Raw genomic sequence first — 23,972 nt, forward strand, 5'->3', positions numbered from 1 at the left:
CGCCTGAAGCGCCGTGCGTCGGTCCGCCGGGACCGGGGTGTTCAGACCCAGACGCCCCGGTCCTGCATGACCTCGCGCAGCGTGTCGATGTGATCGGTCATGATGCCATCGACTCCGAGGTCGAGGAGCCGGTGCATCCGATCCGGTTCGTTGATCGTCCAGACGTGTACCTGCAGCCCGTGCGCGTGGGCGGCGCGCACGAAGCGGTGGTCGACCACCGGGACACCCGACTGGGACTCCGGGACCTGGGCGGCGACCGCGGACCGGCGCACGGCGGCCGGCAGCCCCCAGGAGCGCAGCCGCAGATTGAGCACGCCCCGGGTGCCGAACGACGTGGCGAGCCGCGGCCCGGCGAGCCGCTGGGCGCGCAGCACCCGCGCCTCGGAGAAGGAGCCGACACAGACCCGGCCCCAGGAGTCCGTGCGCTCGACCAGCTCCAGGAACGGCCGCAGGGTCGGCTCCGTCTTGAGGTCGACGTTCCAGCGCACCCCGGGGAACGTCTCCAGCAACTCCTCGAACAGCGGCACCGGCTCGCTGCCCGCCACCCGCGCCTGCCGCACCTGCGACCACGGGAGGTCGGCGATCCGGCCCGCTCCGTCGGTGACCCGGTCGAGGGTGTCGTCGTGGAAGGCGACGAGCTTCCCGTCCGCCGTGAGGTGCACATCGGTCTCGATGTACCGGTAGCCGAGGCCGACCGCGCGCCTGAACTGCGCCACGGTGTTCTCCAGACCGTCGGCGGCGCCGCCCCGGTGGGCGAACGGGATCGGGCCTGGATGGTCGAGGTACGGGTGGCGTTTCGGCGTGCTCACGGACGCAGTATCACCCGTTCGGGTGACCCGGTGGCAACGGCGGTGCTGCCGTGGGATGCCGGCGGGACGGCGAACACCCGCAGGAAGAGCTGCGCCAGCGGACCGATGGACACCGCGTACAGCAGGGTGCCCACACCGATGGTGCCGCCGAGGGCGAAGCCGGTGCCGACGACCGCGACCTCGATCGCCGTGCGCATCAGCCGGATCGAGCGGCCGGTGCGCCGGTGCAGTCCCGTCATCAGACCGTCCCGCGGGCCCGGGCCGAAACGCGCCGCTATGTAGAGGCCGGTCGCCGCGCCGTTGAGCACGATGCCCGCGAGCAGCAGGGGTATCCGCACCGCGAGCGCGGGCGCCTCGGGGACGAGGGCGAGCGTGCCGTCCATGGCGAGGCCGACGACGAAGACATTGGAGACCGTGCCGAGGCCCGGCCGCTGGCGCAGCGGGATCCACAGCAGCAGCACCGCGGCACCCACGGCGATCGACACCACGCCGATGGTCAGCCCGGTGAGCCGGGCGAGGCCCTGGTGCAGCACGTTCCAGGGCTCCAGGCCCAGGCCCGCCTCGACGAGGAGCGCCGAGCTCGCGCCGTACAGCACGAGCCCGGCATACAGCTGGATCAACCGTCGCCCGAGACGGCCCTGTGTGGACAAGAGGTACTCCCTGGTGGTGTCGGTGGCCTGATTCATGACACTCTGTGGCCGGGAAGGAAACGCCATCCAGGGCCAATTCTAGGAAGGTGGACTGATCTCCATGGCACAGTGGACCTCGGCAGTGGGGGCCGCGCAGCTCGCACGGCTGCTCACCTCCCAGCAGGACCGCCCGGCCGGCCCCGGCACACGCCGTCCGCCCGCCTACCGCGCGCTCGCCGACGGCATCAGGCTGCTGGTGCTGGAGGGGAGGGTGCCGGTGGCCGCCCGGCTGCCCGCCGAACGCGAACTGGCCCTGGCGCTGTCCGTGAGCCGCACCACGGTCGCCGCCGCCTACGAGGCGCTGCGCGCCGAGGGCTTCCTGGAGTCCCGCCGCGGCGCGGGCAGCTGGACCGCCGTGCCGGCCGGGAACCCGCTGCCCGCGCGCGGGCTCGAACCGCTCCCGCCCGAGGCGCTCGGCTCGATGATCGACCTCGGCTGCGCGGCCCTGCCCGCGCCGGAGCCGTGGCTCACCCGCGCCGTCCAGGGCGCCCTGGAGGAACTGCCCCCGTACGCCCACACCCACGGCGACTACCCGGCCGGACTCCCGGCCCTGCGCGCGATGATCGCCGAGCGCTACACCGCGCGCGGGATCCCGACCATGCCCGAACAGATCATGGTCACGACCGGCGCGATGGGCGCGATCGACGCGATCTGCCACCTCTTCGCGGGGCGCGGCGAGCGCATCGCGGTGGAGTCGCCGTCGTACGCCAACATCCTCCAGCTGATGCGGGAGGCGGGCGCCCGGCTGGTCCCCGTCGCGATGGCCGAGGGGCTCTCCGGCTGGGACCTGGACCGCTGGCGTCAGGTGCTGCGCGAGGCGGCGCCCCGACTCGCCTATGTCGTCGCCGACTTCCACAACCCCACCGGGGCGCTCGCCGACGACGACCAGCGGCGCCGGCTGGTGGACGCGGCCCGCTCGGCGGGCACGGTGCTCGTCGCCGACGAGACGATGACCGAGCTGTGGCTGGACGAGGACCTCGACCGGGCCTCGATGCCGCGGCCGGTCTGCGGCTTCGACCCGGCCGGCTCGACGGTGATCACGGTCGGCTCGGCCAGCAAGGCGTTCTGGGCGGGGATGCGCATCGGCTGGGTGCGCGCCGCCCCCGATGTGATCCGCAGCCTGGTCGCGGCGCGTGCGTACGCCGACCTGGGCACACCCGTGCTGGAGCAGCTCGCCGTCAACTGGCTGTTCAGCACGGGGGGCTGGGAGCAGGCGGTGGAACTGCGCCGGGGCCAGGCCCGGGAGAACCGGGACGCGCTGGTGGCGGCGGTACGGCGGGAGCTGCCGGACTGGGAGTTCGCGGTGCCCCGCGGCGGGCTCACGCTGTGGGTGCGCGCGGGCGGTCTGTCGGGTTCACGGCTGGCGGAGGTGGGGGAGCGGGTCGGAGTGCGGGTCCCCTCGGGCCCCCGCTTCGGTGTCGACGGCGCCTTCGAGGGTTATGTGCGGCTGCCGTTCACGGTCGGCGGCGCGGTGGCGGAGGAGGCGGCGATCCGCCTGGCGGCAGCGGCCCGCCTGGTGGAGACGGGCGCGACCACGGGGACGGAGGCACCGCGGACGTTCGTCGCGTAGCGGCGCCGGGCCGCCCCGCCGGGCGGCCGGGTCAGGAGGGGCTCTCCGCGGCGACGGCGTCCGCCACGGCGGTCTTCGGGGCGGGCGTCTTCACGGGCGCCGTCTCCACCGGGAACTTCTCCGCCGGAAACTTTTCCACCTGGGACTTCTCCGCCGGGACCGCCGCCACGGGGACGGTCACCGCCGGGACCGTATTCACGGGGACCGCTCTCACCGGGGCTGTCGCCACGGGGACCGTTTCCGCCGGAGCCGTTCGCGCAGGGGCTGTTTCCGCCGGGGCCGTCCCCGCCGGTGGCGGCAGCGGCGCCGGTTCCGCCGGCTCCGGTTCGGCCGGCTCCGCTCGGGCCGGGTCCGCGTCCGCGGGCGCGGTGCGTGGCGGGAGCAGCGCCAGCACCGCCTGCCGGTCGGTGTCGCTCGTGGCGTCGTCGTACGGGTCCGGCGTCGCGGGGACCTGCAACCGGTGGACGGGGCCGTCGCCCAGCCGGGCGTAGCCGCGCCCCGGCGGCATCTGGGCCGGCGGAGTCGTGCGCGGCGGCACACCCATGACCGCCGCCGACTGCTCCGGCGTGGCGGGCCCGAGCACGACACGCGCGCGTGTGTGCTGGCGCACCGCGTCACCGAGCGCGTCCACGTGGTCGAAGCCCTCGGCGACCACGACGGTCACGTTGGCCGCGCGTCCGTGCCGCAGCGGCACCTGGAGCAGGGACTGCGGATCCCTGCGGCCCTCCGCGCCGGCCAGATGGGTGAGGGCGCCCGGCCGGTCCAGCAGGATCCACAGCGGCCGCCTGGTGTCGTCCGGCAGCGGATGCCCGGCCTGCCGGGCCTGGTTGGCCGCGATGAGCCGGCGCTCCGTCTCGTGCGCCGCCCACTCCAGGCTCGCCAGCGCCCCGGTGAGCCCGCACTCGACGCCCAGGACCCCGTCCCGCCCGGTCAGGCTGGCGTACTCGCCGGTGCCGCCGCCCTCGACGATCAGCACGTCGCCGTACTGGAGAGCCTGGAGGGCGATGGACCGCAGCAGAGTGGAGGACCCGCTGCCGGGCTGGCCCATCACCAGCAGGTGCGGCTCGGTCGAGCGGATTCCGGTGCGCCACACGACCGGCGGGACGTCGCGCTGCTCTTCGCCGTAGCCGAGCGGGAGCGTGCGCTGCACCTCGGACGGGTCGGTGAAGCCGAGCACCGTCTCGCCCGGCGCGGTGACGAAGCGCTGGGCGGCGATGTCGGTGGGCAGCGGCGCGAGGACGCCGACCGCGAGCTGGTTGACCTCCTCGTCCCACGCGAAGTGGTACTCGCGGCCCCGCCCGGCCTTGGCGGCGAGCAGCTGCTCGATCCGGGCGCGGGGCCCGGCCTCGCCGTCGGGGAAGTACGCCGGGTAGCGGATCACCAGGTGAGCCACGCGCCCCGCGTCGTCGAAGTCGTGCTGGGGGAAGGCCTTCTCCCAGTCCCCGCCGTGCTCGAAGAGCGGCGCCGGGTCCTCGGGGATCGAGAAGTACGGCACCAGGGACTCGTACAGCGACTGCAGGCGCTGCGTCTGGGACTCGTCGGGACCCTCGGGCTCGGCCGGGGTGCGGTCCCGGCCGTGCCAGCCCGCCGCCGCCATCAGCGCGATGGCGGCGAGCAGCGGTCCGTACGGGGCGAGCACCACGACCAGGATCACCGAGGCCACCAGGAACAGCAGCGGCCCGCGCTTGTCCTTGGGTGTGTCCGTCCACTTGCGCCGCCCGGCCGCCGCCAGCCGGCGCAGCCCGCGCGAGAGGGTGATCAGCGGGTGGAGGACGTCGGTGGCGCTGTCGGCCGCCGTCCGGGCCAGCTCCCGGCTCCTGGCGAGCTGCGCGCTGCCGTTGCTCAGAATGCGGGGGAGGGGGCGCCGGGCCACTGCTGTCTCCTGACGGTGCGTACGGGCGGGGCGGTCGGCGTCAGAACTTGATGCCGCCGAGGAGGCTCGCCAGACTCTCGCCGCCTGCCTTGATGCTCGGGGCGATGGCCGTGCTGGCGAGGTAGAAGCCGAACAGGGACGAGACCACGGCGTGCGACGCCTTGAGGCCGTCCTTGCGGAAGAAGAGAAAGACGATGATGCCGAGCAGGACGACGCCTGACATGGAGAGAATCATTTGCGGTCTCCTGGTGTCGAGGGGGGACAGTCACCGTGAGTACTTCCAGCATCACAGCATGCATCTATACGATAAAAGGTGCAAATGGGTGAAATCTGGCGGATTTCCCCCGGGTGGCTGAGCCGTCTTGGCCCGGTCGGGCAGGGCGCGGCGGGTCGGCGGACGTGGTTCCTGTGGCCGGTGGGACTCGCGATGATCATTACCTCGGGCGCATCCGGTCATGTGTTCCGGCAGCCAGTACGCTGGCGATTCACCCGTACGGCCCGGGTTGCCCCCGCTGCCGTAGGCTCTGTCAGTTCCCCCGAAGCGCAGGAGAGGCGGTACGGCCGATGAGTGAAGCCCCCGACCCCGACGTCGTGGAGCTGGCGACCAAGATCTTCGATCTGGCCCGGCAGGGGCGGACCGAGGCACTCGTGGCGTACGTCGACGCGGGCGTCCCGGCCAACCTCACCAACGACCGCGGCGACTCGCTCGTGATGCTCGCCGCCTACCACGGTCACGCGGCGGCGGTACGTGCCCTGATCGCCCGGGGCGCCGAGGTGGACCGGGCCAACGACCGGGGCCAGACCCCGCTCGCCGGCGCAGTTTTCAAGGACGAACCGGAAGTGATCAAAGCCCTTCTCGACGGCGGTGCCGATCCCGCCGCAGGTACTCCGTCAGCCGTCGACACCGCGCGGATGTTCGGCAGGACGGAACTCCTGGAATTGTTCGGCGCACAATGATCCGAACGTTCTGACCAGGCACGACACGGAAAACGGGGGAGGCGGTAAAGGGCCGCCGGAAATACGGTCGCGGCAGGAGAAACCCGCGAGTCATCATGACGTCGTGATTCACGGACGCGATGGCTGGGCAGGTGTTGCCGCACCACGCGGACCGTGCGTCGGTCCGCATGGGCCACGACGAGAGGCAGAGGAAGATGGTCTACAGCAAGCAAGAGACGGCGGGCGCCCCGACGTTGTGTCACGCGGCCAGGTAATGCGTGTTCCCCGGTTGCGTCGACGCTTGATGTGAGGCTGTTTCCCATGTTCGATCCGGTCATAGCGCCCAGTGGCACGTTGCTCGGCCTGCTCCAGCGGGGCCGCGGCGACGGCACACTGCACGCGCTCACCGCCCCCCGCGCCGAGGCGCTCGCGGCACTGAACCACTGCGTGCTGCACGACCCCCGCCACGACTGGCAGGTCGAGAACCGCTCCCTCTACTACGCCCGCCTCTATCTCGACCTGAACGGCGGGCTGGACGCGATCGAGGCGCACCTCTTCGACCCGGAGGACGTCCTCGAGACCGACGAGTCCCGCACCGGCCTCGCGCTGGCCGTCCTCGGGCACCTCGCCTCCTACGGCCGGCGGGACGCGCTCCGCCTGCTGCGCCGGTACGCCGCCCACGGCGCCAACTGGGCCTGGGCCCTGGACGAACTCGCCCTGCGGGACGACGACGCGGCCCTGCGCGAACTCGCCGTCCCCGTCCTCGCGCGCTTCGGCACGGACGCCGAGGGCGAGGCCGAGCTGGCCGCCGCCGTCCGCGACGCCTTCGAACCCCGGCCGTGGCGGCTGTGGGCCGAGGATCCGCGCGAACCGGTCGCCACGCGCGTGCGTGCGGCCCAGGAGACCGGCTGCTTCGACCGGTGGCAGCGCCAGCTGCGACCGACCGGGCCGCGCCCGGACTGGAGCGTGCACGCCGTCCTCGACTGGGCCCAGCAGGGCGTGGAACGCGGCACCGCCCTGCACGTTCCCGCCGCCCGCTGTCTCGTCGCCGTGGCGGGCCCGGAGGACCGGCCGGAAATCGTCCGCGCCGCCCAGGACGGCACCGAGGGAGCCCGGTGCACCGCCCTGCGGTACCTCGCCGACAGCAACGACCCCGACGCCCTCGGCCTGATCGAGGCCGCGGTCACCGGCGGTCCGACCCCCGTCGCGGAAGCCGCCGTCGACGCCTTCGAACGGATGCGGAGCGTCGCCGCCGTCGACCGCGCGCGCGGCTGGGCCCGCAGGCCCGACGCCCTCGGCGCCGCCGCCGGACGCGTGCTCGCCTGCCGCGGCGCGGCCCGCGACAGCGAACTCGTCCTCACGGCACTGCGGGAGGCGGTACGGGGCGAGGGGCCCGACGCGCCCACCCTGTGGACCCTCGTCGACGGCGCCGGACGCCTCGGCATCGTCTGCGCCGCACCCGTTTTGCGCCATGTCTACCGCGAGACGGCCTCCTCCCACCTGCGTGGCCGGGCCGCCCGCGCCCTGGCCGCCACCGACCCCTCGTTCCCCACCGGATTCGCCGTCGAATGCCTCTGGGACTGCGAGGAGACCACGCGCGAGGTCGCCGCCCGGCACGCCGAGACCGGCGACACCCGGGTCGTCGAGCGACTGCGCCGGCTCGCCGCCGATCCGGCCGAGGAGGCCGAGGTCCAGACCGCCGTACGCAGCCGCATCGCACCCGACGGACGGTTCGCGTGAACACGGGGTGACCCATGGGTCAGGAGCGGGTGGACAGGGTCTGACCTGCCCGGGTGTGCAGCGCAACGCTCATGGGACGTTCCTCGTTCGGAAAGATCCACGTTGACGCGGCCACGTCCAGCGCGGCGAGAACACGGGTATGCGTGTCGTCATCGTGACCGAATCCTTTCCCCCCGATGTGAACGGCGTGGCCCACTGCGCGCTCCAGACCGCCCGGCACCTCGTCGATCGCGGTCACGCCCCCCTCGTCGTCGCTCCGGCTCCCGCTCCGGGAAACAGGCCCGACGCCTCGGCGCCGTGCCCCGTCGTCCATGTCCCCTCCCTACCGCTCCCGGGCTATCCCCAGGTCCGCGTCGCCCTCCCCAGCAGGCGCCTCGCCGCGGCGCTGGTCGAACACCGACCCGACGTCGTGCACCTGGCCAGCCCCTTCGTCCTCGGTGTCCGCGGCATGGCGGCCGCGGCCCGGCTCGGCATCCCCACCGTGGCCGTCTACCAGACCGACCTCGCCGGTTACGCCCGCACCTACATGGGCGCGGGCGAAGCGGCGGCCTGGCGGCGGATACGCTCCGTCCACTCCGCCGCCGATCTCACCCTCGCCCCGTCCAGCGCCGCCCTGAACGACCTGGAGACACACGGCGTGCCCCGGGTCACGCTGTGGCCGCGCGGCGTGGACACCGTCCGCTTCCGCCCCGACCACCGCGACGAGGCGCTGCGCCGGGAACTCGCCCCGAACGGCGAGGTGATCGTCGGCTACGTCGGCCGGCTCGCCCCCGAGAAGCAGGTCGAACTGCTCGCCGGGGCCTGCGGCCTGGAGGGCGTGCGGGTCGTGGTGGTGGGCGACGGGCCCAGCCACGACCACCTCACCGAGGCCCTGCCGGGCGCGGTCTTCCTGGGCCGGCGCACCGGCGAGGAACTCGCCCGCATCTTCGCCTCGCTGGACGTCTTCGTGCACACCGGCCCCTTCGAGACGTTCTGCCAGACCGTCCAGGAGGCCATGGCCAGCGGTGTGCCGGTCGTCGCGCCCGCCGCCGGCGGCCCGCTCGACCTGGTCGCCCACGGGCACACCGGGCTGCTGGTCCCGCCGCGTGACGGGGACGCCTTCCGGGAGGCCGTGCGGTCCCTGGCCGCAGACCCGGCACTGCGGGCCGCGTACGGTGCCGCCGCGCGGGCCACCGTCGAGGGCCGCACCTGGTCCGCGATCGTCGACCGGCTGATCACGCACTACGAGGATGTGCTCGCCGCGCGGAAGACGGCGGTGGCGGCATGACCAGCGACTCCCTGCGCATCGTCAGGCTCGCCAACTTCGTCGCCCCCGCGTCCGGCGGCCTGCGCACCGCGCTGCGCGAGCTGGGCAGGGGCTTCCGGGCGGCGGGCCACGAGCCGGTGCTCATCGTGCCCGGCGAGCGCCACTCCGATCAGGACACCGAGCAGGGCCGGGTCATCACCCTGCCCGGCCCGCTGCTGCCGGGCACCGGTGGCTACCGGGTCCTGCTCGACAAGCGGCGTGTCGCCGCCCTCCTGGAGGAGCTGGCCCCCGACCGCCTGGAGGTGTCGGACCGTACGACCCTGCGCTGGACCGGCCGCTGGGCCCGGCGAGCCCGCGTCCCCGCCGTCATGGTCTCCCACGAGACCGCCGACGGCGTGCTGCGCACCTGGGGCCTGTCGGAGGACCTCTCCCGGCGGGCCGCCGACGCCCTCAACGTCCGTACGGCGCACACCTACTCACGGGTCGTGTGCACCACCGAGTTCGCCGAGCGGGAGTTCGTCCGCATCGGTGCGCGCAATGTCGTACGGGCCCCGCTGGGCGTCGACCTGACGGACCGGCACCCGGCGCTGCGGGACGGCGGGCTGCGGGCCGTCCACGCGCGCGTGGACGAGACGCTGCTGGTCATGTGCTCCCGGCTGTCCGTGGAGAAGCGGCCCGGGACGGCGCTGGACGCGCTGGAGGCGCTGCTGCGGCGCGGGCGGCGGGCGGTGCTCGTGGTGGCCGGGGACGGGCCGCTGCGGGCGCGGCTGGAGCAGCGGGCGCGGGAGCGCGGGCTGCCGGTGACCTTCGTCGGGCACGTCTCCGACCGGAAGGAGCTCGGCGCGCTGCAGGCCTCGGCCGATGTGGCCCTGGCCCCCGGGCCGGCCGAGACGTTCGGGCTGGCCGCCCTGGAGGCCATGGCGTGCGGTACGCCCGTGGTGGCGAGCGCGTCGTCCGCGCTGCCCGAGGTCATCGGGTCGGCCGGGGCCACGGCTGCCGACAACGGAGAGGCGTTCGCCGACGCCGTCGAGGCACTCCTCGAACGCCCCGCGGCCGAGCGGCGCGACTCCGCACGCGCGCGTGCGGAGTGCTTCGGATGGGGTGCCGCGGTGGAGGCGTTCCTGGCGGCGCACGACGCGCCGGTGCGGTCCCGGCAGGACGAGGACGACGACGCGACCGGACCGGCCCGTCGCACCGACGACGACGCGTCGGTACCGTCCCGTTCCGACGCGGACCAGACGTCGCTCGCGGACCAGGCGTCGCTGCCGTCCCGGTCCGACGGGCACGACGGGTCCGCGCCGTCCCGACGTGTCGTGCCGGAGGGCGTGGCATGAGACCCGTCCGTTTCGTGGCGCTCGGGGACTCGCTGACCGAGGGCGTGGGCGATCCCGTCGGCGACGGGTGGCGCGGCTGGGCCGCGCTGCTGGCCGACGGGGTCGCCGACGGACCGGTGGAGTTCACCAACCTCGCGGTCAGCGGGGCGCAGACACGCGACGTGCTGGAGCGCCAGACCCCGGACGCGCTCGACCTGCGCCCGGACGTCGCCTCCGTCGTGATCGGCGTCAACGACACCCTGCGCTGCACCTTCGACATCCACGCGGTGGCCGCCCGGCTCGACCAGGTCTACGCGGCGTTCACCCGGCAGGGCACCGTCCTGCTCACCGCGTGCCTGCCCGACCCCGGCGCGATGCTGGGACTGCCCGGCGCGCTGGCCCGCCCGCTGGCCCGGCGCCAGCGCGCGGTCAACACGGTGGTCCACGCGCTGTCCGAGCGGTACGGCGCCGTCCACCTGCACGCGGCCGAGGGCGCATGGCTCACCGACCGGGCCATGTGGAGCGCGGACCGGCTGCACCCCGGCGAGCGGGGCCACCGCCAGCTCGCGCTGCGCTGCCACGCGCTCCTCGCCGAGGTGGGCGCCGCGACCGGCGCCCCGCCCGCGCCCGAGCCGGAGTTCCCCGCGCCGGCCAGGTCGGCCAGCCTGTGGTGGCTGGCGACCGCCGGCACCGCCTGGGTGGCCAGGCGCTGCACCGACCTGCTGCCGCAGCTGCTCAGGCTGGCCGCCGACGAGATGCGGCACCGCGCGCGTGGCACCAGCGCCCGTCTCGACCTGCGGGCCGCGGCCGCCGTGTCGGCGGCCCTCGCCGCCCTGTCGGCGGCGGAGCGGCCGGACGCCGCGGACGCCGCTGCCGCGGACGCCGCATGAGCGCTCAGCGGCGCCGCACGGCCACGAAACGGACCGGGACGCCGGGCACCGCCTGCGCGGCGGCCGGCAGGTCGGCGGCGCGGACCACCGCGATCACCGGGTAGCCCCCGGTGGTCGGGTGGTCCGCGAGGAAGACCACCGGACGGCCGTCCGGCGGCACCTGGACCGCCCCCAGGACCATGCCCTCGCTGGGCAGTTCACCGGCCCGCGCCCGTTCCAGAGCGGGCCCCTCCGTGCGCAGCCCGATCCGGTTGCTCGCGGACGACACCCGGTACACCCGGGACGTGAAGTCGTGGACGGCCCGTGGCGTGAACCAGTCGTCACGCGGGCCCGGTGTCACGCGCAGCACGAGTTCGGCCGGCGGACGCGGCTGCGGGGCGACGTCCACGCGCGCGTGCGGACCCGGCGGGTCACCCAGGGGCAGCACCACGCCGTCCGCCAGCGGCGCAGGACCCAGCCCTGACAGCAGATCCGTGGACCGGCTGCCGAGGACCGGCTCGACATCGAGACCGCCGGACACGGCCACATAGGCGCGCACCCCCAGGACGGCCGTTCCCACCTCCAGCAGTTGCCCGGCCGGTACCACCACCGGCGCGCCCCAGGCGACCGGCCGCCCGCCCACCCGGACGGGGCTCGGCGCGCCCCCTACGGCCATGACGACCGTCGAACGGGGCCGCAGGGCACAGCCGTTGAGCGTCGTCTCCAGGACCGCGGCGCCCGGCGGATTGCCGACCAGCCGGTTGACGAGTGCCGCAGCGGGCCCGTCCAGCGCCCCCGAGCGGGGCACGCCGAGGTGGGCGTGGCCGGGCCGCCCCCGGTCCTGCACGGTGGTCAGGGCCCCCGCCCGGACCACCACGAGCGCACGGTCCGTCATGCCGTGGCCACCGGCGCGAAGCGGACGCGCGCGCCCGGAGTGAGCAGGGCGGCCGGCACGCGCGCGTGGTCCCACAGGGCCGCGTCCGTCGTGCCGATCAGCTGCCAGCCGCCCGGGGACGACCGCGGGTACACGCCGGTGTAAGGACCGGCCAGCGCCACGGACCCGGCCGGGACGGCGGTGCGCGGGGTGTCCCGGCGCGGCACGTCGTAACGGGCGGGCAGGCCGGTGAGATAGCCGAAGCCGGGGGCGAACCCGCAGAAGGCGACGGTGAATTCGGCGGCCGCGTGGATGCGGGCCACCTCCGGTTCGGGCACGCCCCAGTGGGCGGCGACCTCGGCCAGATCCGGTCCGTCGTAGCGCACCGGCAGGGTCACGACGGTACGCGTGTGTGCGGGGGCGGGCGGCACCTCGGCAGCGGTCAGTTCACGGGCCCAGCCGGACGGATCGGCCAGGCCGTCGAGGAGCACGGTACGGGCCGCCGGCACGATCTCGTCGACGATCAGGGAGCCCTCCGCGCGGCGGCGCAGCAGTTCCGCGTGCAGCGCCCGTGCCTCCTCGCCCGAGGCGACCTCCACGAGCAGGGCGCGGTCGCCGACGGCCAGCGCCCTCATGCGAAGGCCTCCACCCGGACGCCCGACGCCGTCAGGCGCTCGCGCACCCGGCGTGCCAGCTCCACCGCCCCGGGGGTGTCCCCGTGCAGGCACAGCGAGCGGGCGCGCACCGCGACGCGCGCGCCGGAGCGGGCGGTCACCGCGCCGTCGCGGGCCAGTTCCAGGGAGCGCGCCACGACCGCCTCCGGGTCGGTGACCACCGCGCCGTCCTGCCCGCGTGGCACGAGCGTGCCCTCGTCGGTGTACGCACGGTCCGCGAACGCCTCGGTGACGGTCGGCAGTCCGCACGCGCGGGCCCGCGCCAGCAGGCGCGAGCCGGGCAGCCCCAGCACGGGGAGCGCGGAGTCGGCGAGGCGCACCCCGTCGACCACCGCCGCGGCCTGCTCCTCGTCGCGCACCACACGGTTGTAGAGCGCCCCGTGCGGCTTGACGTACCCCACGCGCGCGCCCGCCGCCCGCGCGAACACCTCCAGGGCGCCTATCTGGTAGGCCACTTCGGCCGCCAGCTCGGCGGGCGGCACGTCCATCGCGCGCCGCCCGAACCCCGCCAGATCCCGGTAGGAGACCTGGGCGCCGATCGTCACCCCGCACTCGGCCGCCAGTTCGCACACCCGCCGCATGGTGGCCGCGTCCCCGGCGTGGAAGCCGCAGGCGACGTTGGCGCTGCTGACGACGGCGAGCAGCCGCTCGTCGTCGGTCAGCCGCCAGCGGCCGAAGCCCTCGCCGAGGTCGGCGTTCAGATCGATCGAGGTCATGGGTCTTCCGAGTCTCCTTTCGGACCGCGGTACCGCGGGTCCCGGACCGCGCGGTACCGCTGCGTCTCAGACCACGCGGTACTGCTCGTCGCGGGCGTCGGTGAGGAACATCTGGCCCGGCGCGTGCGTGATGGCGAACGGCGGCCGGGACGCCATCACGGCGGCCTGCGGGGTCACCCCGCAGGCCCAGAACACCGGAATGTCGTCAGGCGCGCGGTCCACCGGGTCCCCGAAGTCGGGCCGGTCCAGGTCGTCGATGCCGAGCCCGGCCGGGTCGCCGCAGTGCACCGGGCCGCCGTGCACCGCCGGGAGCAGACTGCTCTCCCGGATCGCCGCCGCCAGGTGATGCGGCGGCACCGGGCGCATGGACACCACCATCGGGCCGCGCACCCGCCCGGCGGGCCGGCACGGGCGGGTGGTCACGTACATCGGCACGTTGCGGCCCTGCTCGACGTGGCGGATCGGCACGCCGGCCCCGGCCAGCGCCCACTCGAAGGTGAAGCTGCAGCCGATCAGGAACGACACCAGGTCGTCCCGCCAGTGGGCGCGCACGTCCGTCGGCTCGTCCACCAGCCGTCCGTCGTGCCACACCCGGTAGCGCGGCAGGTCGGTGCGCAGATCCGCGCCGTCCGCGAGCACCGTGCGCCAGGAACCGGCGTCGGTGACGTCGAGCACCGGACAGGGCTTGGGGTTGCGCTGGCAGAACAGCAGCATGTCGTAGGCCCAGTCGGCCGGCACCGAGATCAGGTTGGCCTGCGTGTGGCCCGCGGCGACGCCGGCCGTGGGACCGGACAGGCCCTCGCGGAAGCGGGCCCGCGCGGTCACCGGACGCCACGCGTGCGCGTGCGCGTCGACCAGGGTCAGGGGGCGGTCCTCGGTACGAGGGGTGCCGGTCATGCCAGTTCCTTTCCGCGCGTCTCCGGCAGCCCGAGGAGCGCCAGCGCCGCGATGCCGTATCCGAGTGCGCCGAAGACGAGCGCGCCGCCGACGCCCCAGCTGTCGGCCAGGAAGCCCACCAGGGTCGGGAAGACGGCGCCGACCGCGCGTCCGGTGTTGTAGGTGAAGCCCTGTCCGGTGCCGCGCACCGCCGTCGGGTACAGCTCGCTGAGGTAGGAGCCGAAGCCGCTGAAGATCGCCGACATGCAGAAGCCGAGCGGGAAGCCCAGCACCAGGAGCACGCCGTTGGCGCCGCTCGGGATGTTCGCGTACGCCAGGATGCAGAGGGCCGAAAGCAGCGCGAAGAGCCAGATGTTGCGGCGCCGGCCCAGCCGGTCGGTGAGATAGCCGCCGGTCAGATAGCCGAGGAAGGCGCCGGAGATCAGGAAGGTGAGATAGCCGCCGGTGCCCACCACCGACAGGCCGCGCTCCGTCTTCAGGTACGTCGGCACCCAGGTCGCCAGCGTGTAGTACCCGCCCTGGACGCCGGTGGACAGCAGGCCCGCGAAGAGCGTGATGCGCAGCAGGCCCGGTGCCGCGGCGGTGCCGGGCCGGAAGATGGCCGCGAACGAGCCGCGCTGCGGGTTCCGTTCGCGGACCGCCGCCGCCTCCGGGGCGTCGTGCACCCGGCGGCGCAGCCACACCACGAGCAGCGCGGGCAGCGCGCCGGTCCAGAACATCACCCGCCAGGCCAGATCGTCGCCGAGGAACGAGAAGACCAGGGTGTAGACGATCGCGGCCAGCGCCCAGCCGACGGCCCACGAGCTCTGGATCGCGCCGAGCGTGCGGCCCCGGTGCTTGGCGCTCGCGTACTCGGCGACCAGGATCGCGCCGACCGCCCACTCGCCGCCGAAGCCGAGGCCCTGGAGGGCGCGGAACACCAGCAGGGTCTCGTAGTTGGGTGCGAAGCCGCAGGCCACGGTGAAGACCGCGTAGGTGATCACCGTGATCATCAGGGCCCGGACCCGGCCGACCCGGTCCGCGAGCACGCCCGCGGCGGCGCCGCCGATCGCGGAGACCACCAGCGTGACGGTGGTGAACAGGCCGGTCTGGCCGCTGTCCAGGCCGAAGTACGCCGCCAGCGCGACCATGCTCAGCGGCAGCGTGAAGTAGTCGTAGGAATCCAGGGCATATCCGCCGAAAGCTCCGGCGAACGCCCGTCGGCCACGCGGGCCGAGGTCGCGCAGCCAGCCCAACGGGCCGTCGTCGGAAGAGTGTTCACCCGTACCGGACCGTACGCCGGTGGACAGGGCCTGCGGTGGAGGAGTCGAGCTCATGGGCACCTCGCAGATGAGGGACGGAGGGTGCGGGAACTGAGCCGTGCCGGAACCGTGCCGTGCGGAGCACCGTAGAGGATCGTTCAACGATCCTTCAATACCCATGTTGTTTCGTCCTTGTATCTGCGCTTGAATTCCGGCATGGCAGAGCAGCTGACGGGACTGGCCGGTGACCGCGCGCTCCTGGGGCGCACCAGCACCGCCGAACGGGTTTCGGACATCCTCAGAAGCCGTATCGCCGAGGGCTATTTCCCGCCGGGCACCCGGCTGTCGGAGGACGGCATCGGCGGGGCGCTCGGCGTCTCCCGCAACACCCTGCGCGAGGCGTTCCGGCTGCTCACACACGAACGCCTGCTCGTCCACGAGTTGAACCGGGGCGTCTTCGTCCGGGTCCTGGCCGTGGAGGACGTCGAGGACATCTACCGCACCCGCGCCCTCGTCGAGTGCGCCGTCGTCCGCGGCCTGGGCGAACCGCCGTACGCGCTGGACGGGCTGGCCTCCGCGGTGACCGAGGGGCAGGTGGCCGCGGCCGAGAATGACTGGAAAACGGTGGGGACGGCCAACATCCACTTCCACCGGGAACTGGTCGCCCTCGCCGGCAGCGAGCGCACCGACGAGCTGATGCGCAGCGTCTTCGCCGAACTGCGCCTCGCCTTCCACGTCGTCGACGACCCGCGCCGGCTGCACGAGCCCTATCTCGCCCGCAACCGCCAGATCCTGGAGGTGCTCCGGGCCGGCGACCGGGGCGGGGCCGAGCGGCTGCTCGCCACCTATCTGGCGGACTCGCTGGAGCGGGTCGTCGAGGTGTACCGGCGGCGGGTCGGCGAGAGCGGACAGGGCGCGGGCTGAGGCGAGCGGCCGGAGCGGCGCCCGAGGGGAGCGGCGGAAGCGGGGAGCGGCGGAAGTGGGGGCGGTCGCGGGTGGCCGGAGCGCGGACTGCCGCGAACGGCCGGGGCGTCGGCCGAGACACGGGCCGGGGCGCGGGCCGCCACGAGCGGCAGGGGTGCCGGCCGTGGCCGTCTCACGCCGCTGTGACGCCCGTCGCTTCTGCGTCGTTTGGGTTGTTGTCAGACGGAGGACCTAGTCTGTGCACCGTGACTTCGCCTGCATCGACGGACAGCGTTCCGCCCCAGCTCAGCGCGGGGCCGCGCCCGGCCCCGGGCCCGGCCGCCGACGAGGGGCTGGCGCGGCGGCTGCGCGCGCTCGCCTGCACCGCGCCGCTGCACGACCTCGACGCGCGCAAGGCCAACCTCGCGGGCGAGTACTCGGTGTACGGGATGGCGGAGGTGGCCCTGGCCGCCATCGACCTGGTCACGCTCAACATGGACTTCGACACGGGCGCCGACCACGAGCAGATCGTCGCCCGGCTCATCCCGCGCATCTCCGCCCAGGCCCCGCGCCGCCCGGTGGCCGAGCACGAGCGCGTGGCCCGCTGGGTCCTGGAGAACCTGATCAACGTCGGCAGCGTCGACCGCGGCTTCCGCGCCGTGTACGGGACGTTCGCGCCGGACGGCACCTATGTACGCCGCGACTACGACTTCAAACTCGTCGAGGAGGTCCCCGGGCCCGGCGGTACCGTCTACCTCCGCACCACCGACGAGGCCGTCAACGTCCTGGTCGGCGCCCTCGACACCGACGTCACCAGCGCCCAGATCGCCGCCGAGGTCAAGCTGGAGGTGCTGATCAACCGCGGCCGCCTCGCCGACGCCCAACTCGCCGCGGAACAGGCGCGCTACCGGACCGTGCAGTACTCGGAAACCCTGCGCAGGGCCCTGGACGCCACCCGGCGCAACGTCCGCGCGGTGGACTGGCTCAACGCCGTACCCGACATGATCGCCGAGGCCCTGGACCATGTCGCCGACCGCTACCGCCACGAGAACGCCATCCTCACCAACATCCGCAAGGCACGCGACGAGTCCGAGGACCCCGGGCACAAGCGCCGCGCCGCCGAACTGGTCGACATCGTCAAGGACTGCATCCGGCGTCACACACAGCTCCAGTCCCGGCTGCTGGAGGCGGGCCCGCTGTTCCGCGCCGAACAGGACCGGCAGGCCTTCGCCACCCCCATGACCACCTCGGGCCTGGACCTGTACGGCCATCTCGTCGCCCCCGTCCTGCCGCTGCCCGTGGAGCGGGCGGTCCGGGTCACCGACGCCTTCTTCGCGCGCGGCACCGGACTGCGCACCCCGGTGTCGGTGCGGGTCGGTGACCTGGTCGACCTGCTGCTCACCCCGCCGGTGGAGCGGGAGCACCTGGGCGCCGAGATGCCCGAGCCCGACCTGATCGCCACACCGGACGACAGCCGGTTCAGCGACGAGCAACTGGCCGCGGCCACAGAACTGCTGGACCTGCCGGCGGACGCGCCGCGCCGGCTGTCCGGGCTGCTCACCGAGGCGCGCCGCCGGGACCCCGAACTGCCGTACCTGGTGGCGCTGCTGGCCGTGCACGCGGCCAGCCCACCGGTCGGCACCGCCTACCGCCAGGGCGAGGAGAAACTGCTGTTCGCCGTGGACGACGGTACGGAACTGGACGACCCCGAGTTCGGCGGCGCCGACCTGATCGTCGGCACGGCCCTGTTGGATGCGGCGGGCATGGCGGCCGACCGGACGGAGGCGGCATGACCGGACCCGACCGTCCCACCCCACCCAGGCCAGCGCAGCAAGGAGTCCCGACCGTGACCGAGCCCGCCGACCGGAGCGAGCCCGAGCCCGCCGCCACGCCCGGAGGCTCCGCCGTCACTCCCGCCGACGCCGCCGACGCCGCCCGGCTCGTCGCCTTCGGACTCCAGCCCAAACTGCAGCCCGCCCGCGACCAGGAGTACACGGAACTGCTGCGCCGCCACCGCGAGGACCCGGTGTTCGCGCGGCTCGCGGACGCCGTGGCCGCGGGGCTCGGCCTGGTCGTGCTGGAGGTGTCACCGCGCGCGGGCATGGCGGTGACCGCCGCCGAGGACTCCGTCTTCGCCGTGCGCATGGGCGATTATGCCCGCCGCGCCGCCACCGACTCCGCAGACCGGTTCCTGCACGGACTGGCCCATCTCGCGGTCGCCGCGCTGGCCTTCCCCCGCCCGGAGGACCTCGCCGACGACGGCTACATCGGCCGGCTCTCCGTCAACGGCGTCGACGCGTTCGTACGCCAGGCCTGCCGGCGCCTCGAGGAGCGGGCCGCGGAGCAGGGCGAGAACACCGACCCGGCCACCGACGCGCCCGGCCTGGAGGCCGCCTGGCGGATCTGGGTGCGGCGCAGCGCCACCGGCGCCACCAAGGACGCCCGCCGGCCTGCCGGTTCCACCACCGGCATCGTCGGCAAGGCGGTCGCCTTCCTCACCGACTCCGGGTTCCTGCAGAGAACCGGCGACGACAACGGCGGCACCTACCGCACCACGGCGCGTTACCAGCTCCAGGTCCGCGACATGGCCGGCAGCGCCGCCATGGCCGAACTGCTCGAACTCGGCGTCGTCCCGGTCACCGACGGCACCGCCAGCCTGCTGCCCGCCGAGGACACCGACGACCTGGAGCTGGTGGCCGACGCCGGACTGCCGTTCCACTCCTGACGGCCCGGCCACCGCACCCTGCCGTTCCACAGCCCTGCCCCTTCGAAGACCTTCCACGAGAGTCCGCCATGTACGAGCTGTCCCGGGTCCGCCTCTACTCCATCGGTCCTGCCGGTGCGCGCTACGCCGACACCGTGCTCGACCTGCGGAGCGTGGGCGAGCCGGTGCCCGACCCCGCCCCCATGCAGGCGGAGTTCTTCGAGGAAGAGCCCGTCGGCCCGCCGCGCCGCCCCGCACCCGCGGGCGTGCTCTTCCTGGAGAACGGCGGCGGCAAATCGGTCCTGCTCAAGCTGATCTTCTCGGTGATGCTGCCGGGCCACCGCAACACCCTCGGCGGCGCCAGCTCCGGCGTGCTGCGCAAGTTCCTGCTCGCCGACGACTGCGGCCATGTGGCCCTGGAGTGGCAGCACGTGCAGACCGGCGAGTGCGTCGTCGTCGGCAAGGTCAGCGAGTGGCGCGGACGGCAGGTCTCCAACGACCCGCGCAAGTTCGCCGAGGCCTGGTACTCCTTCCGGCCGGGCCCCGGGCTCAGCCTCGACAACCTGCCCGTGGCCGAGTCCACGGCCGTACGCCCGCCCGTCGAGGGGCAGTCGGGCGCCCAGGGCCGCCGGCGCACCATGAAGGGCTTCCGGGACGCCATCACCGAGGCGGGCAAGGCATATCCGCACCTGGAGGTGCACTGGGAGGAGATCCACGAGCGCTGGACCGAGCACCTGGGCGACCTCGGCCTCGACCCCGAACTCTTCCGCTACCAGCGGGAGATGAACGCCGACGAGGGCGAGGCGGCCGGCCTGTTCGCGGTCAAGAAGGACTCCGACTTCACCGACCTGCTGCTGCGCGCGGTCACCGACACCCGGGACACCGACGGCCTCGCCGACCTGGTCGGCGGCTTCGGCAACAAGCTGGGCCGGCGCGCCGAACTGATCGCCGAACGGGACTTCACCGCCGGTTCCGTCGATCTGCTCGGGCGGATCGTCGAGGCCGCCGATGCCAGGGCACGCGCGCGTGACATCCATGCCGGCGCCGAGCGCCGCACCCGCGCCCTCGCGCGGCGGCTGTCCGCGCGAGGCGTCGTGGAACGGGCGAGGGCCGCCGACCTCGCCCAGCGGGTCACGGACGCCGCGTACGCCGTCACCCACTGCGAGGGCGCGCGCGAGCGCAGCGCGCTCATCGCCGCCGAACTCGCCTACCGGCACGCATCACTGGCGCTCGCCGCCGGCGAGAAGTCCACCGCCGCGCAGAAACGCGAACTGGCCGACGCACGCACCCTGCACTCCGCCTGGCAGGCGGCCGAGGCCGTGCTGCGCCACCGCGCCGCCGCCGACCGCGTCGCGCGCGTGGCCGCCGCGATCCAGGAGGCCGAACGGGACGCCGCCCCCGCCCTGGCCGCCCGCGCCAAGGCCGCCGTGGACCTGGTACGGGCCCTGCACACGGCCGCCGAGGGCGCCGAGACCCTCGCCAACGAGGGGGAGGAGCGCTCGGCCGCCCTCCAGGAGGCAGGGGAGTCCGCGTACCGGGACTCGACCGCCGCCGCCACCGAGGCACAGCGCGCCCGCAGCGAGATCGGACACCTCCGGCAGCGTCTGACCGAGGTCGAGCAGGAGACCGCCGAGGCCGTGCGCGCGGGCTGGCTCGACGACAGCGCCCCCGACGCGGACCCCGCCCGGGCCGCCCTCGCGGCCAGCGACGCCGAGAAGACCGCCGTGGCCGCCTGGGACACGGCCCGTGACGCCGCGCGCAAGGCGGCGGACCACGCGCGCGAAGCCGCGTCCGGCGAGTCCCGCGCCGAGCTGACCGCCGCCCGCGCCGCGGACGCGGCGACCGCGGCCGAGCGTGCCCACCAGGCCGAGCACCGCATCGCCGAGGCACTGGCCGCCGAGCAGCGGCTGGGCGAACTCCTCGGCCTGCCGGGCACCCAGGCCGGCACGCGTGCCGGGGTGCCCGCACCGCGCGCGGGCGGCGACGCCACCCGGGCCGCTGACCCGGGCGCGCCGCCCGGCGCCCCTGCCGAGGCCGCCGCGGACGCCGCCCGCCCCGGAGGCGACGGCCCCCTCACCCCCGAGGACCTGGACCGCTTCGCCGACGAACTGCGCGCCCTCCTCGACGACTCCGTCTCCTCCGCCGAACGGCACCTCTTCGAGCTGCGCACCGCCGCCGCCGACGACGCCCGCATCCTCGGAGCGCTCGGCGACGGCGGACTGCTGCCGCCCGGCCCCGACGTGCTCGCCACCGTCGAGTTCCTAGGCGAACACGGCATCCCCGCGCTGCCCGGCTGGCGCTACCTCGCCCAGGCCGTCGACCCGGCCGACCACGCGCGCGTGCTCGCCGCCCGCCCCGAACTGGTCGACGGTGTGATCATCACCGACCCGGACACACACGCGCGCGCCCGCGAGACCCTCGGGGACGCGGCACTCCTGCCGCGGTCCGCCGTGGCCGTCGGCACGGCTGCCGCCCTGCTCGCCCCGACCCCCGCCGCCGACACGAGCGGCACCGAGGTGTTCCTCGTACCGCCGAACCCGGCCATGCACGACGAGTACGCCGCCGACGAGGAACGGCAGGCGCTGCGCGCCCGGGCGACCGAGCGGGACGAGGAGATCCGCGCCCTGGCCGCACGGCTCGCCAAGGACCGGGAGCTGGCCGCGCGGCTCGCCTCCTGGCGCACCGGCTGCCCGGCGGGACGGCTCGTCGAACTGGCCCGGGCCGCCCGGGACGCGCGCGTGTTCGCCGAGGAATCCGAGGCGGAACTCGCCGAGGCCCGGACCGTGCGCGCCGAGTCCGACGAAGCCGCCGCCGAGGCCGCCCAGACCCGCGACGAACGCCAGGAGGCCGCGCAGAAGGCCCGGCGTGCCGCCGACGCGCTCGCCGGGCTCGCCTTCCGGCTGCGCGAGCGCTCCGGCTGGCAGGCCAAGCTGCGCGAACTCGCCGACGACGCCGCCGAGTCGGAGGCCCGCGCCCAGACCTGCCTGGAACGCGCACGCGCCGCCGACGAGGACCGCCGCGCCGCCCAGCGCGCCGCCGACGACGCCCGCCGCACCGCCCGCGCGCTGCGCGCCGAGCGCGCCGAGATCGCGGGCGCACCCGACGACGTGCCCGCCGCGGAGGGCGACGGCGACGCCTCGAAGGCGTCCCTGCCCGCCCTCCGCGAGGCCTACCGTGCCGCCTCCCAGGTGTACGAGAAGGTGGGGGTCGGGGCCGATCTGCGCGCCGAGCAGGCCCGCGCGGAGAGCGACGAGAGCGCGGCCCGCGCCGAACTGGACCGGCTCAGCAACAAGGTCCGCACCCGGGCCGAACAACTGCTCCAGTCGCCCGACGGCTCCGACGGGCCCTCCCGGCAGGCCGCCGCCGCACGCGCCGAGGAGCTGGTCCAGCTCCTGGAGACCCGTATGTCCACCGCGAGCGAGCAACTGGGACGGCTGCGCGGCGAGGCCGAACGGCACGCGCCCGAGGACGGCGGGGCGCACACCGAGCTGCCCGGGGAACTGGTCCCGCGCGACGCCGAACACGCCCAGGCGCTGCTGCGCACCGCCACGACCGAACTCGCCTCCCGCACCGAGGCGTTGACCCAGGCCCGCGACGCACACGCCGAACTCCTGGCCGCCCACCGCACCGCCGAGGACGCGGCCGGCGGCTTCGACGAGGTCGCCGCCATGCTCCGCGACCTGCTGCGCGAGCACGCCGCCGACGAGGACCAGGACGAACCGGAGCCGTACCCCGGCTCCCTGGAGGAGGCCAGACGGTCCGCCGCGGAGGCCCGCCGCTCACTGCGCGGCTGCGCCGCCGACCTGTCCGCCGCCGAGACCGCCGTGCGCGAGGCCGGTGACGTCCTGGTCCGGCACGCCAACTCCACCCGCTACGAGCAGGTGCGCACCCCCGCCCGGCAGCAGATCCGCGAGCTGCCCGCCGGCGCGCTGCCCGAGCACGCCCAGAAGTGGGCGGACGCCTTCGCCCCCCGACTGCGGGTCCTCACCGACGAACTGGCGCAGCTCGAACGCAACCGCGACTCGATCGTGGACCGGCTGCGCGGACTCGTCGAGTCGGCACTCGCCACCCTGCGCTCCGCCCAGCGGCTGTCCCGGCTGCCCGAGGGGCTCGGCGAGTGGTCCGGGCAGGAGTTCCTGCGCATCCGCTTCGAGGAACCCGACCAGGCCACGCTCACCGAACGGCTCGGTGAGGTGATCGACGAGGCGACCCGGGCCGCCGTGAAGAAGAACTCCGACCTGCGGCGCGACGGCATGTCCCTGCTGCTGCGCGGGGTCGCCGCCGCGCTGCGGCCCAAGGGCATCGCCGTCGAGATCCTCAAGCCGGACGCCGTGCTGCGCGCCGAACGCGTCCCCGTCGGACAGATGGGCGACGTGTTCTCCGGCGGTCAGCTGCTCACCGCCGCGATCGCCCTGTACTGCACGATGGCCGCCCTGCGGTCGAACGACCGGGGCCGCGACAAGCACCGGCACGCCGGCACCCTGTTCCTGGACAACCCCATCGGCCGCGCCAACGCCACCTATCTGCTGGAGCTGCAGCGCGCCGTCTCCGACGCGCTCGGTGTGCAACTGCTCTACACCACCGGCCTGTTCGACACGACGGCACTGGCCGAGTTCCCGCTGGTCATCCGGTTGCGCAACGACGCCGACCTGCGAGCCGGACTGAAGTACATCAGCGTCGAGGAACATCTGCGGCCGGGACTGCCGCAGCAGGCCGCGGCCGGGGAAGCGGTGCACAGCGAGATCACGGCGACACGCATGTTCAAGCGTCCGGCGCCCAGCACGCCATGACCGGGTCAGGGGCGCGCCGCGGACCGTCGGTGACCGCCCCGATCCCTTCTCCGTTCCTGCGGGCGTGACGTGAACTCGCCCGTGGTGACGGCGGGTGCGCTCCGCCGTGCCCTGACACGCGGCGCCCG

Annotated in this window: 19 protein-coding genes; 10 read left to right on the top strand and 9 right to left on the bottom strand. The window is 74.6% G+C overall.

What is annotated here, in order from left to right; translation table 11 throughout:
* Nucleotides 1–41: 41 nt before the first annotated feature.
* A complete protein-coding gene (locus CTZ28_RS07550; RefSeq protein WP_121888449.1) occupies nucleotides 42–809 on the bottom strand; it encodes a glycerophosphodiester phosphodiesterase family protein in 768 nt (255 codons plus the stop codon).
* On the bottom strand, nucleotides 806–1,495 hold the full coding sequence (gene yczE / locus CTZ28_RS07555) for a membrane protein YczE (protein ID WP_183154290.1): 690 nt from the start codon (nucleotides 1,493–1,495) through the stop codon (nucleotides 806–808). The genes CTZ28_RS07550 and yczE overlap by 4 nt, the downstream gene beginning before the upstream one ends.
* A gap of 64 nt (nucleotides 1,496–1,559) precedes the next feature.
* On the opposite strand from yczE, the gene CTZ28_RS07560 reads away from it, so the two are divergent.
* Nucleotides 1,560–3,068 carry an SCO1417 family PLP biosynthesis transcription factor gene (locus CTZ28_RS07560; RefSeq protein ID WP_121888450.1) on the top strand — a complete coding sequence of 503 codons (1,509 nt, stop codon included), beginning with the start codon at nucleotides 1,560–1,562 and terminating at the stop codon, nucleotides 3,066–3,068.
* Between the two features lie 31 nt (nucleotides 3,069–3,099).
* Here CTZ28_RS07560 and CTZ28_RS07565 read toward each other — a convergent pair whose 3' ends face one another.
* Both CTZ28_RS07565 and CTZ28_RS07570 read right to left on the bottom strand, forming a co-directional pair.
* Nucleotides 3,100–4,941: a hypothetical protein gene (locus CTZ28_RS07565; RefSeq protein WP_259471500.1), complete on the bottom strand. Its 1,842-nt coding sequence runs from the start codon at nucleotides 4,939–4,941 to the stop codon at nucleotides 3,100–3,102.
* A gap of 40 nt (nucleotides 4,942–4,981) precedes the next feature.
* Nucleotides 4,982–5,176, bottom strand: a complete 195-nt coding sequence (locus CTZ28_RS07570) for a hypothetical protein (RefSeq protein WP_121888451.1) — start codon at nucleotides 5,174–5,176, stop codon at nucleotides 4,982–4,984.
* Nucleotides 5,177–5,505: 329 nt separating this feature from the next.
* On the opposite strand from CTZ28_RS07570, the gene CTZ28_RS07575 reads away from it, so the two are divergent.
* The 5 genes from CTZ28_RS07575 (at nucleotide 5,506) to CTZ28_RS07595 (ending at nucleotide 11,066) form a co-directional block, all read left to right on the top strand.
* Nucleotides 5,506–5,898: an ankyrin repeat domain-containing protein gene (locus CTZ28_RS07575; RefSeq protein ID WP_121888452.1), complete on the top strand. Its 393-nt coding sequence runs from the start codon at nucleotides 5,506–5,508 to the stop codon at nucleotides 5,896–5,898.
* 300 nt (nucleotides 5,899–6,198) lie between these two features.
* Entirely contained in the window at nucleotides 6,199–7,617 is a 1,419-nt protein-coding gene (locus tag CTZ28_RS07580) for a HEAT repeat domain-containing protein (RefSeq protein ID WP_121888453.1), read from the top strand.
* A gap of 139 nt (nucleotides 7,618–7,756) precedes the next feature.
* The gene (locus CTZ28_RS07585; protein WP_121888454.1) at nucleotides 7,757–8,884 is read left to right on the top strand and encodes a glycosyltransferase family 4 protein; all 1,128 of its coding nucleotides are present in this window, start codon (nucleotides 7,757–7,759) and stop codon (nucleotides 8,882–8,884) included.
* Nucleotides 8,881–10,197, top strand: a complete 1,317-nt coding sequence (locus tag CTZ28_RS07590) for a glycosyltransferase (RefSeq protein WP_121888455.1) — start codon at nucleotides 8,881–8,883, stop codon at nucleotides 10,195–10,197. Before CTZ28_RS07585 ends, CTZ28_RS07590 begins: the two co-directional genes overlap by 4 nt.
* Nucleotides 10,194–11,066: an SGNH/GDSL hydrolase family protein gene (locus CTZ28_RS07595; protein WP_121888456.1), complete on the top strand. Its 873-nt coding sequence runs from the start codon at nucleotides 10,194–10,196 to the stop codon at nucleotides 11,064–11,066. Before CTZ28_RS07590 ends, CTZ28_RS07595 begins: the two co-directional genes overlap by 4 nt.
* Before the next feature lie 4 nt (nucleotides 11,067–11,070).
* Here CTZ28_RS07595 and CTZ28_RS07600 read toward each other — a convergent pair whose 3' ends face one another.
* The 5 genes from CTZ28_RS07600 to CTZ28_RS07620 all read right to left on the bottom strand — a co-directional run bounded on the left by CTZ28_RS07600 (nucleotide 11,071) and on the right by CTZ28_RS07620 (nucleotide 15,522).
* Complete coding sequence (locus CTZ28_RS07600) at nucleotides 11,071–11,940, bottom strand: 5-oxoprolinase subunit C family protein (RefSeq protein ID WP_121888457.1); 870 nt, start codon at nucleotides 11,938–11,940, stop codon at nucleotides 11,071–11,073.
* Nucleotides 11,937–12,554 carry a 5-oxoprolinase subunit B family protein gene (locus tag CTZ28_RS07605; RefSeq protein ID WP_121888458.1) on the bottom strand — a complete coding sequence of 206 codons (618 nt, stop codon included), beginning with the start codon at nucleotides 12,552–12,554 and terminating at the stop codon, nucleotides 11,937–11,939. The genes CTZ28_RS07600 and CTZ28_RS07605 overlap by 4 nt, the downstream gene beginning before the upstream one ends.
* Nucleotides 12,551–13,309, bottom strand: a complete 759-nt coding sequence (locus tag CTZ28_RS07610) for a LamB/YcsF family protein (RefSeq protein WP_121888459.1) — start codon at nucleotides 13,307–13,309, stop codon at nucleotides 12,551–12,553. Before CTZ28_RS07610 ends, CTZ28_RS07605 begins: the two co-directional genes overlap by 4 nt.
* Nucleotides 13,310–13,375: 66 nt before the next feature.
* Nucleotides 13,376–14,206 carry a putative hydro-lyase gene (locus CTZ28_RS07615; protein ID WP_121888460.1) on the bottom strand — a complete coding sequence of 277 codons (831 nt, stop codon included), beginning with the start codon at nucleotides 14,204–14,206 and terminating at the stop codon, nucleotides 13,376–13,378.
* Entirely contained in the window at nucleotides 14,203–15,522 is a 1,320-nt protein-coding gene (locus CTZ28_RS07620) for an MFS transporter (RefSeq protein WP_121888461.1), read from the bottom strand. The genes CTZ28_RS07615 and CTZ28_RS07620 overlap by 4 nt, the downstream gene beginning before the upstream one ends.
* A gap of 141 nt (nucleotides 15,523–15,663) precedes the next feature.
* Here CTZ28_RS07620 and CTZ28_RS07625 point away from each other — a divergent pair, with 141 nt between their 5' ends.
* From CTZ28_RS07625 to CTZ28_RS07640, 4 genes are all read left to right on the top strand, one after another.
* Nucleotides 15,664–16,371 (top strand): GntR family transcriptional regulator, encoded by a 708-nt coding sequence (locus tag CTZ28_RS07625; RefSeq protein WP_121888462.1) that lies wholly within the window; start codon nucleotides 15,664–15,666, stop codon nucleotides 16,369–16,371.
* A 245-nt stretch (nucleotides 16,372–16,616) separates the two neighbouring features.
* The gene (locus tag CTZ28_RS07630; protein WP_121888463.1) at nucleotides 16,617–18,143 is read left to right on the top strand and encodes a hypothetical protein; all 1,527 of its coding nucleotides are present in this window, start codon (nucleotides 16,617–16,619) and stop codon (nucleotides 18,141–18,143) included.
* 53 nt (nucleotides 18,144–18,196) lie between these two features.
* Nucleotides 18,197–19,075, top strand: coding sequence for a hypothetical protein (locus tag CTZ28_RS07635; protein ID WP_121888464.1), 879 nt, complete (start codon nucleotides 18,197–18,199; stop codon nucleotides 19,073–19,075).
* 68 nt (nucleotides 19,076–19,143) lie between these two features.
* Nucleotides 19,144–23,844, top strand: a complete 4,701-nt coding sequence (locus CTZ28_RS07640) for a coiled-coil domain-containing protein (protein ID WP_121888465.1) — start codon at nucleotides 19,144–19,146, stop codon at nucleotides 23,842–23,844.
* The last annotated feature ends 128 nt before the right edge of the window (nucleotides 23,845–23,972 follow it).

Source organism: Streptomyces shenzhenensis (assembly GCF_003688995.1).
Classification (GTDB): domain Bacteria; phylum Actinomycetota; class Actinomycetes; order Streptomycetales; family Streptomycetaceae; genus Streptomyces; species Streptomyces shenzhenensis_A.

Bases quoted from the DNA above. Each gene is read 5' to 3' on its own strand.
- yczE (WP_183154290.1), bottom strand. From the start codon at position 1,495: ATGAATCAGGCCACCGACACCACCAGGGAGTACCTCTTGTCCACACAG.
- CTZ28_RS07560 (WP_121888450.1), top strand. From the start codon at position 1,560: ATGGCACAGTGGACCTCGGCAGTGGGGGCCGCGCAGCTCGCACGGCTG.
- CTZ28_RS07570 (WP_121888451.1), bottom strand. From the start codon at position 5,176: ATGATTCTCTCCATGTCAGGCGTCGTCCTGCTCGGCATCATCGTCTTT.
- CTZ28_RS07575 (WP_121888452.1), top strand. From the start codon at position 5,506: ATGAGTGAAGCCCCCGACCCCGACGTCGTGGAGCTGGCGACCAAGATC.
- CTZ28_RS07580 (WP_121888453.1), top strand. From the start codon at position 6,199: ATGTTCGATCCGGTCATAGCGCCCAGTGGCACGTTGCTCGGCCTGCTC.
- CTZ28_RS07585 (WP_121888454.1), top strand. From the start codon at position 7,757: ATGCGTGTCGTCATCGTGACCGAATCCTTTCCCCCCGATGTGAACGGC.
- CTZ28_RS07590 (WP_121888455.1), top strand. From the start codon at position 8,881: ATGACCAGCGACTCCCTGCGCATCGTCAGGCTCGCCAACTTCGTCGCC.
- CTZ28_RS07595 (WP_121888456.1), top strand. From the start codon at position 10,194: ATGAGACCCGTCCGTTTCGTGGCGCTCGGGGACTCGCTGACCGAGGGC.
- CTZ28_RS07600 (WP_121888457.1), bottom strand. From the start codon at position 11,940: ATGACGGACCGTGCGCTCGTGGTGGTCCGGGCGGGGGCCCTGACCACC.
- CTZ28_RS07605 (WP_121888458.1), bottom strand. From the start codon at position 12,554: ATGAGGGCGCTGGCCGTCGGCGACCGCGCCCTGCTCGTGGAGGTCGCC.
- CTZ28_RS07610 (WP_121888459.1), bottom strand. From the start codon at position 13,309: ATGACCTCGATCGATCTGAACGCCGACCTCGGCGAGGGCTTCGGCCGC.
- CTZ28_RS07615 (WP_121888460.1), bottom strand. From the start codon at position 14,206: ATGACCGGCACCCCTCGTACCGAGGACCGCCCCCTGACCCTGGTCGAC.
- CTZ28_RS07620 (WP_121888461.1), bottom strand. From the start codon at position 15,522: ATGAGCTCGACTCCTCCACCGCAGGCCCTGTCCACCGGCGTACGGTCC.
- CTZ28_RS07625 (WP_121888462.1), top strand. From the start codon at position 15,664: ATGGCAGAGCAGCTGACGGGACTGGCCGGTGACCGCGCGCTCCTGGGG.
- CTZ28_RS07640 (WP_121888465.1), top strand. From the start codon at position 19,144: ATGTACGAGCTGTCCCGGGTCCGCCTCTACTCCATCGGTCCTGCCGGT.